The sequence below is a fragment of the Cupriavidus alkaliphilus genome (assembly GCF_900094595.1).
GTDB lineage: Bacteria > Pseudomonadota > Gammaproteobacteria > Burkholderiales > Burkholderiaceae > Cupriavidus > Cupriavidus alkaliphilus.
In genome coordinates this window covers 322,853-335,739 of sequence record NZ_FMAD01000004.1, presented here as the reverse complement: position 1 = coordinate 335,739, position 12,887 = coordinate 322,853, and the positions used below count along the sequence as shown (strand labels likewise).

The following is a 12,887-nucleotide window of genomic DNA, read 5'->3' as shown; positions in this document are numbered from 1 at the left end:
CGGTTCCGGGTTCAGTTGACGCGGCGTCCGACGCCTTGCCAGTAGCGTTCGCGCACGATCTTGCGGGCCAGCTTGCCGCTGGCGTTCTTGGGCAGCTCGGCGACAAAGTCCACCGAGCGCGGCGACTTGTAGTCGGCAATGCGCTCGCGGCAGTGCGCGATCAGCTGCTGCGCGGTGGCCTCGCGCCCGGGGCGCAGCGTGACCACGGCCTTGACGCTTTCGCCCCAGGTGTCGTCCGGCACGCTGATGACGCAGGCCTCGAGCACGTCGGGATGCTGGTACAGCGTGGCCTCGACCTCGGTCGGGTAGACGTTGAAGCCGCCGGAGATGATCATGTCCTTCTTGCGGTCGACCAGGTACAGGTAGCCGGCCTCGTCCACGCGCGCCATGTCGCCGGTGTGCAGCCAGCCGTCGACCAGGGTCTCGCGCGTCAGCTCGGGCGCGTTCCAGTAGCCGTGGAACACGTCTTCGCCACGGATCACCAGTTCGCCGATCTCGCCCACGGCCACTTCCTTGCCGTGCTCGTCGACCACGCGCACTTCGGTCTCGCCGAGCGCGCGGCCGCACGAGGCCAGGCGTTCCGGATGGCGGGCGATGGCCTCGGCATGGTCATGGGTGGACAGCCGCGTGACGCCCGAGGTCGATTCGCTCGCGCCATAGCCCTGCGACAGGATCGGGCCGATGCGCCCCCAGGCCTCGCGGATGCGTGCCGGCGCCATCGGCGCGGCGCCGTAGGCCAGCGTCTTCAGGCTCGACAGGTCGGCCTGCGCCAGCGTGGGCTCGGCCAGCAGCATGTTGATCATGGCCGGCACCATGAACACGTGCGTGATGCGCAGCCGCGCCACCTCGGCCAGGAAGTGCGCCGGCTCGAATTTCTCGAACAGCACCAGCGTCGCGCCGACGTACAGGTAAGGCTGCATCAGCATGCCGGAGGCGTGCGTGACCGGGCCGATCAGCGCCAGCCGGTCGCCGGGGCGGGCGGGGCGGTCCATGCCCGACACCACCTTGCGCAGCGCCGCCAGGCGGTTGCCGTAGCTCTGCATGGCCGCCTTGATCTTGCCGGTGGAGCCCGATGAAAAGTGCAGCACCGCCAGATCGTCGGCGGCCGGGGTGATGTCGGGCGGCGTGGTGCCGGCGTTGGCCAGCAGCGCCTCGTATTCGACGTAGCCGGCGGGCGCCGCGCCGATGGCGATAAAGGTCTCGATGCTGCCGAAGCCCGTCGTGGTGCGGTCATAGCCGGTATAGCCAGGGCCCGCGATCAGCACGCGCGGGGTGCAGTTCTCGACCACGTCGCTGGCCTCGGCCGCGGTAAAGCGCGGGTTGAGCGCGGCCTTGACCAGGCCGGCCTTGTACAGCGCGCATTCCAGTTCGACCAGCTCGGGCCGGTTGCGCGACTGCACCGCGACGCGGTCGCCGGGACGCAGGCCCAGCGCCAGCAGCGCATTGGCCAGCCGCGTCGAGCGTTCGTCGAGCTGGCGATAGGTCACGACCTGGTCCTGGTAGAGGATGGCGGGCTGGTCGCCCCAGTAACGCGCGGCGCGGCGCAGGAAATACGCGAAACCCATGCTGTCTCCGTGTAGGCTGAGTGATGTTGCTGCACGCTCGGTGGTGTGCTCGTGCGCTGTAGTCTGTAAGATGGCAGGCATCACCACAATGACGCGATGGCTATAAAGCCATAACCGTCGGGAATGTGAGGCAATGGAGACGCGCGATATCGAATACATCCTCGCCGTGGCGGCGCACGGCGGCATCGGCCGCGCCGCCGAGGCGCTGGGGATCAGCCAGCCGGCGCTGACCAAGGCGGTGCAACGGGTCGAGACGCAGGCGGGGCTGCCGCTGTTCGAGCGCACCGCCAACGGCATGGCCGCCACCTACGCCGGCACCCGCTTCCTCGAGCGCGCGCGGCGCATCCAGCTGGAGTACCAGGACGGCATCAAGGAGATGCTGGGCATCCGCACCGGCGAGCAGGGCATCCTGCGCGTGGGCTATTCACCGTCGATCCCGGGCGATGTGGTGCTCGGCGCTTGCCAGCAGCTGGTGCGCGAGCGCCCGGTGGCGCGGCTGCGGCTGCGCCGCCGGCTTGCGCGCGACCTGCTGGACCTGCTGGCGGCCGGGGAACTGGACATGGCGGTGGCGCCCACCCCGTCCGGCGCTCTGGCGGACACCTTCGCCGTGCAGCCGCTGTTCGACGACCGGCTGGTGGTGGTGGCTGACCAGGGCCACGCGCTGCTGCGGCGGCGCAAGCTGCGCCTGGCCGACCTTGCCGACCAGGAATGGCTGCTGCCGGAACGGCATATCACGCTGCGCCAGCAGGTCGATGCGGCGTTCCGCCAGCGCGGCCTGCCGGAGCCGCAGCCACGCATCGAGATCGACTTCGGCAGCAGCTCGCTGTTCGCGCTGATGCAGGGCACGCAGATGCTGAGCATCGCCAATGCCAGCGGCGACGCCATGCAGCGCGGCCTGCGCGTGCTGCCGCTGGGCGTGGAAGAGCTGGACCTGCGCCGGCGCATCGGCGTGGTCACGCGCGAAGGCGCCTACCTGTCGCCGCTGGCGCAGCGCCTGACGGTGCTGCTGCGCGAGCATAGCGGCTAGCGGGGCGCGCTTACTGCAGCGGGATCTTCGCCACTGCCGCGAGCCGCTTCCAGCGCTGGATCTCGTCCTTCTGGTACTGCCGCATCTCGGCCGGCGACGACAGGATCAGCCGGGTCGACTGGCGCGAGTAGTACTCGCGCACGTCCGCGGCATTGCCGGCCTGCGTGAACAGGTCCTGCAACCGCTTCACCACCGCCGGCGGCGTCTTGGCCGATACCGCCGCCGCAACCCAGTTGTAGGCCAGGAAGTCCGGCAGGCCGGCTTCGACGATGGACGGCACGTCCGGCAGCAGCGGCGAGCGCTGCGGCGCGGTGTAGGCCAGCGCGCGCACCTTGCCGCCGCGGGCCAGCTCGATCGCGCCGGTGGCGTCGACCACCGCGAAATCGACATTGGCCGCCATCACGCCATTGATGGCATCGCCGGCGCCCTTGTACGGTACCGCCGTGGTCTTGATGCGGGCCAGTTCGTTGAGCCATTCCGAATACAGTGTGTACGAGATCGAGCCGGTGCCGTAGTTCAGCGCGCCGGGACGCTTGCGCGCGTCGTCCAGCAGCTCGGACAGCGTGCGGTAGGGCGAGCCGGCCGGCACGATGATCACGCACGGCCCGCGCGACAGCAGCGTGATCGGCGCGAAGTCCGTCAACGGGTTGTACGGCAGCTTGCGGAAGGTGGCGGCATTGGTCGACAGCGTGGAATTGCTGCCGATAAAGACGGTGTAGCCGTCGGCTGGCGCGTTCAGCGCGGTCTGCACCCCGATAAAGCCGTTGCCGCCGGGCTTGTTTTCCACCGCCACGCCCTGGCCAGTCAGCTCGCCGATCTTCTTGGCGAACATGCGCGCGGTGGTGTCAGTACCGCTGCCCGAAGGGAAGGGCACGATGAAGCGCAGCGGCCGCGACGGAAAGGCGTCGGCCTCGGCGGCATGCGCCGCCGGCGCGGCGGCGCCCAGCAGCGCCAGTGCGGCCGGAAAGAGTCCGAGGAAGCGGCGACGGGGACGGAAAGCCTGTTGCATGGTGGTCTCCTGACGGTGGAATGCCCGGCGTGTTTCCGCCGGTGCAAGGGATCGATGCGGGCCTAACGGCGCAGGCCGAGCAGGTCGCGCGCAATGACCCAGCGGTGCACTTCGCTGGGGCCTTCGTAGATGCGCATCAGCCGGGTCTCGTTGGCCATCTGCTGCAGCGGCAGCTCCTTGGTCATGCCCATCGCGCCGAAGGTCTGCATGGCCTGGTCGATCACGTCCCAGGCCATTTCGGTGGCAAACACCTTGATCATCGACACCTGCGTGCGGGCTTCTTGCCCGGCGTCGATGCGGGTGGCGGCTTCGTAGGTCATCAGGCGGCAGGCGTGGATGCGCGTGGCGGCGTCGGCCACCCACCACTGGATTGCCTGGCGCTGCGCCAGCGGCGCGCCAAAGGTCTGGCGCTGCGGGGCGTACTCGCAGATCATGTCCAGCGCGCGCTGGGCCCGCCCGATGCACCAGGCGGCCATCTGCACGCGCCGCGTCGACAGCCGCGCCTGCATCGGCGCAAAGCCTTGTCCCTCGGCGCCGAGCAGCTGCGTGGCGGGGATGCGGCAGTCTTCCAGCACCACTTCATAGGTCGACGCGCCGCCGATCATCGGGATGCGCCGCTCGACCCGCAGCCCCGGCGTGCCGCGCTCGACGATAAAGGCCGAGATGCCGCCGCGCGCGCCGCGGGCCTTGTCGGTCACGGCCATGACGATGGTCCAGTCGGCGCGCGCCGCGCGGCTGATCCAGATCTTGCGCCCGTTCAGCACCCAGTGGTCGCCGTCGCGCTCGGCGCGCGTGGCCATCATGGCGGGATCGCCGCCGGCGCCGGGCTCGGAGATGGCGATGGCCGAGACCGTCTCTCCGCGCGCATACGGCGCCAGGTAGCGCTCGCGCTGGGCCTCGCTCGCGGTCAGCATCAGCATGCGCAGGTTGGGCGAATCCGGCGGCAGGTCATAGGGCGTGATGGTCTTGCCGAGTTCTTCGTTGACGCCCACCATCGCCACCGTGGGCAGGTCGGAGCCGCCCATTTCCGCCGGGGCATCCAGTCCCCACAGGCCCAGCTCCCGCGACATGGCGTCAAGGCGCGCATGCTCCTCGGGCAGCAGCGCCATCTGGCCGCCGGCGGCTTCGCGCGCCAGCACCGTCGGTTCCAGCGGGACCAGCTGCTCGCGTACGAAACGCGCGACCAGGTCCTTGAGCATCCGGTGTTCTTCGTCAAGTTCAAAATGCATGGGGGTGTTCTCGGCTGTTTATCGGGATTGGCGCGGATCCGGCGCGCGGGGCAGTTCGCGCAGGACCTCCTCGGTGTGCTCGCCCAGCGCCGGCGCATGGCGGCGCAGCGACAGCGGCGTGGCCGAGAAGCGCGCGGCCGGGCGCAGTTCGCGCACGGTGCCTTCGGTGGGGTGCTGCGTTTGCTGGAACAGGCCGACCGCGCGCAGGTGCGGGTGGTCGACCAGCGCATCGAGGCCGTAGATGGGCGTGGCGGGAATGTCGAGCGACTCGAACAGCTGCATCCATTCGACCGTAGTGCGCGCCGGCGTGAGTTCCGCCAGATGGCCGTACAGCGCACGGATGTTGGCGTTGCGCTGCGCGCGGTCGGCCACGTCATAGCGCTCGGCCAGGTCGTCGCGGCCCACCGCGCGGAAGAAGGCCTGCCAGTGGCGCTCGGTGTAGGGCAGCGCGCAGATCCAGCCGTCGCGGGTCGGCGCGGGGCGCCGCCCGCCTTGCAGCAGGCGGGCGTACCCGGCGCCGGCCGGTGGCGGGTCGAAGGTCAGGCCGCCCAGATGCTCGGTCATCACGAAGGCGGTCATGGTTTCCAGCATCGGCACCTCCACCATCTGGCCCACGCCGTGGCGCTCGCGGTACAGCAGCGCGGCCAGCACGGCGTTGGCCAGCGCCAGTCCGGTGGTCTTGTCGGCGAGCAGGCTGGGCACGTATTGCGGACGCTCGCCGCCGGCGGAGCCCAGCGCGACCAGGCCGCAGCCGGCCTGGATGATGTCGTCGAAGGCCGGCTTGTCGCGGTGCGGGCCGTCCTGGCCGAAGCCGGTGGCCATGCAGTAGACGATGCGCGGGTTGATGCGCGCCACCTCGGCATAGCCGAAGCCCAGCCGCTCGATCGCGGCGACGCGCATGTTGTGCACCAGCACGTCGGCGCCGGCAATCAGGCCGCGCAGCGCCGCCGCGCCCTCGGCGGTCTTCAGGTCGAGCACGACCGAGCGCTTGTTGCGGTTCAGCGCCAGGTAGATCGAGCTCATGCCGGCATGCTGCGACACGCCATTGGCGCGCATCAGGTCGCCCTCCGGGCCTTCGACCTTGATCACGTCGGCGCCGAAGTCGGCCAGCACCTGCGTTGCCAGCGGGCCGAGCACGACCGCGGTCAGGTCGAGCACGCGGATGCCATCGAGCGGGCCGGCCGGCGCCGCGCGCTTGTCTGCTTCGCTCATCGATGCCTCCTTCAACGGCGCCGGAACACGGGGGCGCGGCGCGCGGCCATGGCGGCGACGCCCTCGCGGAAATCCTCGCTGCGGAACTGGTCGCGCTGGATCGCGAGTTCGCGCCGGTTGACCTCGGCAATGCGGTCCGCCAGCCCGTCGCGCAGCGTGGCGCGCGTGGTTTCCACCGCCAGCGGCGCCGAGGCAGCGATCTCCTGCGCCAGCGCCATGGCACGGGCCTCGACCTCGTCCCTGGCGACCAGCTCGTCGGCCAGGCCGATGCCGGCTGCCTCGGTCCCGCTGATGCGCCGGCCGGTGTAGAACAGCAGCGCTGCCTGCTGCTGGCCCACCAGTTGCGGCAGCGTCAGGCTCAGGCCGAAGCCGGGGTGGAAGCCGAGCCGGTTGAAGTTGGCGCTGAAGCGGGCCTCGGCGCAGGTCACGCGGAAATCGGCCACCAGCGCCAGGCCGAGCCCCGCGCCGATGGCGGCGCCTGCCACCGCGGCGACGATGGGCTTGCGGTTGCGGTACAGCTTCATCGCATGCACGTAGAAGGCGGCGGGGTCGCTGGCGACTTCGCCCTGGCCGGCGCCGCTGAAGTCGGCACCGGCGCAGAACGCGCCGACGCCCGAGGCCAGCACGATGGCGCGGCAATGGTGGTCGTCGTCGAGCGCCAGCAGGGTATCGGCCAGGCGCCGCATCACCTCGGCGTCGACAAAGTTGTGCGGCGGGCGGGACAGCACCACGCGGGCCACGTGGCCGTCGCGGGTGACATGGATGTCGGCATCGGTTGACATGCGGGGTTGCTCCTGTGGGGGCGGCCGGCTCGGGGCCGCGTGTCCACAGTATTCGCGCGGTGCCGCCGCGCCGCTATACTCGAATTTCACTTACTGAAATTGAGTGCGATGCCTGACGCCATCCCGCCGCCCGACTCCACGCGCAGCGTGACCCATCGGACCGGCCGCTTTACCCGCGAGACCGCGGGCAGCCAGTCGCTGGAGCGCGGGCTGGTGCTGCTGCGCGCCTTCCGCGTCGGCACCACCAGCCTGACCAACGCGGAACTGGCCGCGCGCACCGGCCTGCCGCGCCCGACCGTGAGCCGGCTGACGCGCTCGCTGGTCGATGCCGGCTTCCTGCGCTACGACGTCAACGAGCGCGCCTACCGGCTGGCGCCGGTGGTGCTGAGCCTGGCGGATGCCTTCCACCAGTCCAGCCGCGCGCCGGAGATAGCGCTGCCGCTGATGCGCAGGGTAGCCGAGGCCGGCAAGGTCAACGTGGGGCTGGCGGTGGGGGACCAGCTGGAGATGGTGTACCTGGCATCGATCCGGCACAGCCGCGACAGCGTGTCGCGCACGCGGCGCGTGGTGCCGGGATCGCGCGTGCCGATGGAGCTGACGGCGATCGGCCTGTCATGGCTGGCGGCGCAGCCCGAGGAGGTGCGCAGGGACCTGCTGGCCGGCATCGCCGCCCGCCAGGGGGAGGCCTGGTCCGGCATGCGCGCGCGCGTGCTGCGCGGCATCGCGCAGGCTCAGCGGCACGGCCATTGCACCGCGGCCTACCAGCCGGGGCATCTGCTGGCCGTGGGCGCGGCTTTTTCAGGCCCGGACCAGCAGCTGTACGGGCTCAACATCAGCTACCCGTTCAACGACGCCGAGCGCCGTCGCGACCACGCGCGCTATGCCGCGCAGCTGACGCGGCTGGTGGCCGAGATCCAGCAAGCCTGGCGGCGCGCCGCCGGCTAGAGCCGCGTCAGTACACCGACGGCATGCCTTCCGGGCGGTTCTTGAAGCGCCGGTGGATCCAGTAATACTGCTCCGGCATGGTGGCGATCTGGGTTTCGAGGAAGGCGTTCATGCGGCGCGAGTCCTCTTCGACGCTGCCAGAGGGAAAGCCCTCCAGCGGGTCGAACACGCGCAGCCGGTAGCCGCGATAGTCGGGCAGCACTTCAGTGGTGAACGGCACCACGCGCGCGCCGGTCATGCTGGCCAGGCGCGAGGCCGAGGTCAGCGTGCACGCCGGCACGCCGAAGAACGGCACGAACACCGAATCGTTGATGCCGAAGTCCATGTCCGCCGCCAGCATCACCGGGCAGCCGGCGCGCAGCGTGCGCACTACCTGCTTGCCGCTGCCGTTGCGCGGGATCATCTCGGCGCCGAAGCGCCCGCGCTGGGTGCGCGAGATCTGCTCCAGCAGCGGGCTCGACATGCGCGTGTACAGCGATGCCACCGGGTGGCGCATCGAATAGAACATGCAGCCGGCCTCGATGCCGACGAAATGAAAGCCCATGAAGATGGTCGGATGCTCGGCGCACGAGGCCAGGTCGATGCGCGAATCCAGTTCGACCAGCTTGCCCAGCCGCTCGGCGTTGCCGAACCACTGCACGCCGCGCTCCAGGTAGCTGCGCAGCACATGGCCGAAGTGGTTGCGCGCCAGCCGCTCGCGCTCGGCCGGATCCATGTCCGGGAAGCACAGCGCCAGGTTGGTATGGACGATGCGCCGGCGGCGGCTGGGGATGCGGTACAGCAGCTTGCCGAGGGCGTCGCCCAGCCGGGCGGTCACGCCGTATGGCAAGGCGGCAAAGAGCTTGAAGGCTGCGATGGTGAGCGCAGCCTGGAGCTGGTGCGTCATGAAGATCCTGGGGGCGGCAGCGACGTCCGGGGCGGCCCCGGGAGCAGGCGGCTGCGCGGCAATGGTTCGGCGCCACGCGGGTGGCGGGCGGCGGGCGCGGGGAAGGCGCGAAGAGCAAGGGCCGGCTCCCGGCACATGCCGGCGCCTGGTGCGCACCGTGTGCGCGTCGGGGCGACAAAGCGGGGAAGCCACGCTGGCGCGCCATCCCGTGCGGCAGCCTGTTGCGGGCCGCTGGAGTGCGCTATGCGTCGCTGCGCAGCTTTGTGCTGAGGGCGCACTGTAGCACGATGGCAGGGGGCCAGGAACGGCAGTTACGACCGGTATCAAACCGGCAACAGATGCCGGTTGCGCAACCCCATGGCGCAGGATAGCGAGGGGCTGGTGAGGGCACGGCGCGGCCTGGCAGCAAAAACCGCCCGAGGCAACGCGCAGGGCGCGGTGCCGTCAGCGTTGTTTCAGCTCGCCGAGGTAGTAATTGACCTCGGCCAGCAGCGCCGTGTGGAATTCGGCCGGCAGCACGTGGTCGTCGGTCAGCGACAGCAACTGGTCGATGCGCTGCCGGAACTGCCGCTGGGCGCTGGCGCGCGCATCGGGCGGCAGCGCCACGGCCATGGCGCACAGCATCTCGCGCATCACCAGCAGCCGGGCGCCGTACTGGATCATGGCGTCGCCCTGGGTCTTGAGGTTCTGCGCAAGCTGTTCCGGCATGCCCTTGCGCGGCGCGCCGGTGCCGGGCGGGGCGGGTGGTGGCTCGGCGCGGGCCTTGCCGCTGGCCTCGGGCGCGGGGGTGCCCAGCATCTTGCCGAGCATGGGGATCTTGAACATGGCGAGGCTCCGGATGCGCCGGGGGCGGGGTGGTCGGGTGCATCCATCATGGAAGGGTGCGGATGGCCGGACTGTGCGGCAGCAGACAATGGAGCCGCTGCGGCACCGGCGTTCATGCGCCGGCGGCCCGGGGTTTGCGACACTTGCCCGCGCGTGCCGGCGGCAGGCACAGGCCGCAGGTATAGCGCTGGCGCGCATCGTGGGCGCCCACCACGAACTCGCCGCGGCAACCCTGGCAGCGCGCCAGCCGCAGCATGCCGCGCTCATAGAAGCGGACCAGCATCCAGGCGCGGGTAAAGCTGAGCTGCGCGGCCTCGCCGGTGACGCTCAGGTGTTCGCGATACATGCGAAAGCCGGCCAGCGTGGCTCGGATGCCGTCCAGGTGGCCGGCACGGATCATGAAGCAGTACGCGCCGAGCAGCATCGAGGCATGGGCGTTGGGGCGCCAGCCCAGGAACCAGTCGGTCGAGAACGGCAGCATTCCCTTGGGCGGAGGCGCCCCGCAAAGCTCCTTGTATAGGCGGGCCAGCCGCTCGCGCGGCAGCGACACCTCCGCCTCCAGCACCTGCAGGCGCGCGCCCAGGCCGATCATCTCGATCGCGAGCCGGGTTTGTTCCAGGTCGTGCAGCACGCTCTTGCGGGCGGGGGCAGGTAAAGGGCGGGAAGCTGCCGCAGCGGGGTCGCCAACGGCGGCGTGAGGGTGTGGGTCCATGGTCTCCTCCTGCCCGGGGCGGGTCACGGTGCGGCGCTGTCCGCATGCGTCCCGGGTCCGGCTTTGCGTGATGGAGGACGATTCTTCGATCGCAGCCGGCTTATATCCGTGATTCTTGTCAACAATCGCAATTCCACGATCGACGGCATCAAATTTGCCCGGTCTGTTGTTGGCGCAATTTGTCGGTGTCCGGCACGCCATCCAGGACGACTGTAGGAGAAGCGCCCACACGCTATCGGACAGACGCCGATTTAACGGTTCTACCCATGGGCTACGCTGCAAGAACACCAACGACAGGGAGCAACCCATGGCTGCAAACTTCCTGATCAGGCAGACCGCGCAGGGCTGGGAACTGACGGTCGAAAGCGCGCGCAAGGGCCTGGTCCAATGCGACGACCGCGACGTCGCCGTCAACATCGGCATGGCCGCGGCCAAGCGGCGCGGTGTCGTGTTGATCGTGCATGAAGAAGAGGACGATGCCCCGCACGGCCTCACTTCCCTGGCCGCCTGACGCGGCAACCCGGTTGCGTGACAACGGCGGGCGCCCTTTATCGGTGGCGCCCGCCTTTGCTTTGGTGCGGGGCGCGCGGCATGCGTGCCGCCCTCCATGCCCGCCAATGGTATGGAACTTGCGCCCCGGTGACTGGCTGCGCGGCCCGCCGGGCCGCGCCGGAAGCTCAACCCTTGGAGACAGCGATGCATCCATTCCGAAATGAAGGCGGCGGCTCCTGGTGGCGCGAGGACCGCGACGCCGATGAATCGCGCCGCAATCGCGGCGACAACCCGCGCGGCTACGGCGAGGGGCGCTATGGCCAGCGCGGCGGCCCCGCGCGCGACTACGGCGAAGGCCGCTATGAAGGCCGCCAGCGGCACGACAGCGACGTGCGCGAGTCCGGCTACTACGGCGGCCGCTCCAGCCCGGCGCAGCGGGTCTGGGAAACCTCCGCCCGGCGCCCGCCGTGGGAAGAGGATGAAGCCTGGCGCCGCGGCAGCGAAGTGCGCGACGAATGGGGCGACAGCCGCGGCAATGCGTCGCGCGACATGCCACGCGGGCGCGACCGCGTCGGCCCCAAGGGCTATCAGCGCAGCGACGAGCGCATCCGCGAGGACATCTGCGAACGGCTCGCGCACGCGCGCCATGTCGATGTGCGCGACGTGGAAGTCGAAGTGCAGGGCGGCGTGGTGCGCCTGACCGGCAACGTGCGCGACCGGCGCCAGAAATACTGCATCGAGGACATCGTCGACGATGTCTTCGGCGTGCAGGAAATCCATAACGCGGTGCGCCTGGGCGCGCCGGGCGCGTTCGGCGTATCGGGGATCACCGAAGGGGCGCAGTCTGGCGGGCAGTCGGGAGCGCAGTCCGGCGGCTCCGGCCAGGGACACATCAGCGGCGTCAGCAGTTCAGGCAGTGCCACCGGCTCCAGCGCCAGCAGCTATGGGGGCGGCATGGAAACCGGCAGCGGTGGTCCCGGCCAGGGACGCGACAGCACCGGCGGCACCACGCGCATGGGCTGATGCGGAGTTACGGCGCCGGCGGCTTGTCCGCCGGCGCTGCCGGGGCGCTCCCCGATGCGTCCTGCGCCTCGGCCATGCGGCGATGCTGCTCGGCCAGCACGTCGGCGGGCGTCACCATGGCGATGGCGGCGCGCAGCTTGTTCTGCCAGCCCGGCACCACCTCGCCCTCGCCGCGCATCATGGCATCGAAGCCGATCCGCGCCACCTCGGCGGGATCGGCCTTTTTCTGCTGGCCGAGGCGGGTATCGAGCAGGTCCGCGCGTTCGAAGAAATCGGTTTCGGTGGCCCCCGGCATCAGGCAGGTGACGGACACGCCGGTGTGCTGCAGCTCATGCCGCAGCGCGTAGGAGAAAGAATCCAGGAAGGCCTTGGTCGCGTTGTACACGGCCTGGCAGGTGCCGCGAACGAAGCCGGCGATCGATCCCGTGATCAGGATGCGCCCCTCGTGCTGGGCGCGCATGATCTGCCCCACCCGGTGCAGCAGGTGCAGGGTGCCGGTCACGTTGGTCTCCACCACGCGCTGGATGGCTGCGAAGTCCTGGTCCAGGAAGGCATGGCCCAGCCCGCGGCCGGCATTGGCGCACAGCACGTCGACGCGGCGGCTGCCGAGCGCGGCGCATACCTGTTCGACGCCGTCGGGCGTGGACAGGTCCGCCAGCAGCGCCGTCACTTCGGCGCCTTCGTCGCGCAGTTGCCTGCCGGCGATTTCGATCTGCGGTTCGTCCGCGGCAATCACCAGGTCATAGCCGCGCCGCACGCAGCAGCGCGCCAGCTCGTAGCCGATACCGGAGGACGCTCCGGTGACGACGGCTAGCAGGCCGGTACGGCGAAGCGAAGTGTCAGGCACCGAATCTCCTCGGGGTTTGTGGCGAGTTTTTACTGTGGCGTTGTAAGGATTAGCGACGCATCACCCTACGCGCCGCCAGGTGCGCACGCCCATCCAGACCCCCAGCAGCGCCACCAGCGTGACCACTACCGCCAGCGTCACCGCGGTGCCGGGGCCGAGCCCGCCGAACCACGCATAGGCATCGGAACGGCGCCACAGCGCCCAGGCGAGGGTGGCGGTGGCGACCACCAGCGCCGTCTGCGTCAGCGCGTCGACCACGCGCATCACGCCGCGCGCGGTGCCGGCAAGCGGATCGCGCCGGGCTTCTGAAGCGGAAATTTCGGGGTCGTCCAT

Annotated in this window: 14 protein-coding genes; 4 read left to right on the top strand and 10 right to left on the bottom strand. The window is 70.2% G+C overall.

The window, feature by feature from the left end:
• Positions 1-11: 11 nt before the first annotated feature.
• On the bottom strand, positions 12-1,565 hold the full coding sequence (locus tag GA0116996_RS10890) for an AMP-binding protein (protein ID WP_092310619.1): 1,554 nt from the start codon (positions 1,563-1,565) through the stop codon (positions 12-14).
• Positions 1,566-1,698: 133 nt separating this feature from the next.
• Between GA0116996_RS10890 and GA0116996_RS10885 the strand changes: the two genes are divergently transcribed.
• Positions 1,699-2,592: a LysR family transcriptional regulator gene (locus GA0116996_RS10885; protein WP_092310616.1), complete on the top strand. Its 894-nt coding sequence runs from the start codon at positions 1,699-1,701 to the stop codon at positions 2,590-2,592.
• Between the two features lie 10 nt (positions 2,593-2,602).
• Here GA0116996_RS10885 and GA0116996_RS10880 read toward each other — a convergent pair whose 3' ends face one another.
• The 4 genes from GA0116996_RS10880 to GA0116996_RS10865 form a co-directional block, all read right to left on the bottom strand.
• A complete protein-coding gene (locus GA0116996_RS10880; protein ID WP_092310613.1) occupies positions 2,603-3,601 on the bottom strand; it encodes a Bug family tripartite tricarboxylate transporter substrate binding protein in 999 nt (332 codons plus the stop codon).
• A 62-nt stretch (positions 3,602-3,663) separates the two neighbouring features.
• Entirely contained in the window at positions 3,664-4,830 is a 1,167-nt protein-coding gene (locus GA0116996_RS10875; protein ID WP_092310610.1) for an acyl-CoA dehydrogenase family protein, read from the bottom strand.
• Positions 4,831-4,848: 18 nt separating this feature from the next.
• Positions 4,849-6,042 (bottom strand): CaiB/BaiF CoA transferase family protein, encoded by a 1,194-nt coding sequence (locus GA0116996_RS10870; RefSeq protein ID WP_092310607.1) that lies wholly within the window; start codon positions 6,040-6,042, stop codon positions 4,849-4,851.
• Positions 6,043-6,053: 11 nt separating this feature from the next.
• Positions 6,054-6,824: an enoyl-CoA hydratase/isomerase family protein gene (locus GA0116996_RS10865; RefSeq protein ID WP_092310604.1), complete on the bottom strand. Its 771-nt coding sequence runs from the start codon at positions 6,822-6,824 to the stop codon at positions 6,054-6,056.
• 108 nt (positions 6,825-6,932) lie between these two features.
• Between GA0116996_RS10865 and GA0116996_RS10860 the strand changes: the two genes are divergently transcribed.
• The gene (locus GA0116996_RS10860; protein WP_092310601.1) at positions 6,933-7,769 is read left to right on the top strand and encodes an IclR family transcriptional regulator; all 837 of its coding nucleotides are present in this window, start codon (positions 6,933-6,935) and stop codon (positions 7,767-7,769) included.
• 7 nt (positions 7,770-7,776) lie between these two features.
• Here the strand turns inward: GA0116996_RS10860 and GA0116996_RS10855 are convergent, their stop codons facing one another.
• The 3 genes from GA0116996_RS10855 to flhC form a co-directional block, all read right to left on the bottom strand.
• Positions 7,777-8,655 carry a lipid A biosynthesis lauroyl acyltransferase gene (locus GA0116996_RS10855; RefSeq protein ID WP_092310598.1) on the bottom strand — a complete coding sequence of 293 codons (879 nt, stop codon included), beginning with the start codon at positions 8,653-8,655 and terminating at the stop codon, positions 7,777-7,779.
• A 444-nt stretch (positions 8,656-9,099) separates the two neighbouring features.
• Entirely contained in the window at positions 9,100-9,480 is a 381-nt protein-coding gene (locus tag GA0116996_RS10850; protein WP_092310595.1) for a hypothetical protein, read from the bottom strand.
• 112 nt (positions 9,481-9,592) lie between these two features.
• Positions 9,593-10,192 carry a flagellar transcriptional regulator FlhC gene (gene flhC / locus GA0116996_RS10845; RefSeq protein WP_092310592.1) on the bottom strand — a complete coding sequence of 200 codons (600 nt, stop codon included), beginning with the start codon at positions 10,190-10,192 and terminating at the stop codon, positions 9,593-9,595.
• Positions 10,193-10,499: 307 nt separating this feature from the next.
• Between flhC and GA0116996_RS10840 the strand changes: the two genes are divergently transcribed.
• The gene (locus GA0116996_RS10840; protein ID WP_092310590.1) at positions 10,500-10,703 is read left to right on the top strand and encodes a hypothetical protein; all 204 of its coding nucleotides are present in this window, start codon (positions 10,500-10,502) and stop codon (positions 10,701-10,703) included.
• A 185-nt stretch (positions 10,704-10,888) separates the two neighbouring features.
• A complete protein-coding gene (locus GA0116996_RS10835; RefSeq protein ID WP_092310587.1) occupies positions 10,889-11,707 on the top strand; it encodes a BON domain-containing protein in 819 nt (272 codons plus the stop codon).
• A 7-nt stretch (positions 11,708-11,714) separates the two neighbouring features.
• On the opposite strand, the gene GA0116996_RS10830 is transcribed toward GA0116996_RS10835, so the two are convergent.
• Both GA0116996_RS10830 and GA0116996_RS10825 read right to left on the bottom strand, forming a co-directional pair.
• On the bottom strand, positions 11,715-12,554 hold the full coding sequence (locus GA0116996_RS10830; RefSeq protein WP_092310584.1) for an SDR family NAD(P)-dependent oxidoreductase: 840 nt from the start codon (positions 12,552-12,554) through the stop codon (positions 11,715-11,717).
• A 60-nt stretch (positions 12,555-12,614) separates the two neighbouring features.
• Positions 12,615-12,887, bottom strand: a complete 273-nt coding sequence (locus tag GA0116996_RS10825; protein WP_092310582.1) for a hypothetical protein — start codon at positions 12,885-12,887, stop codon at positions 12,615-12,617.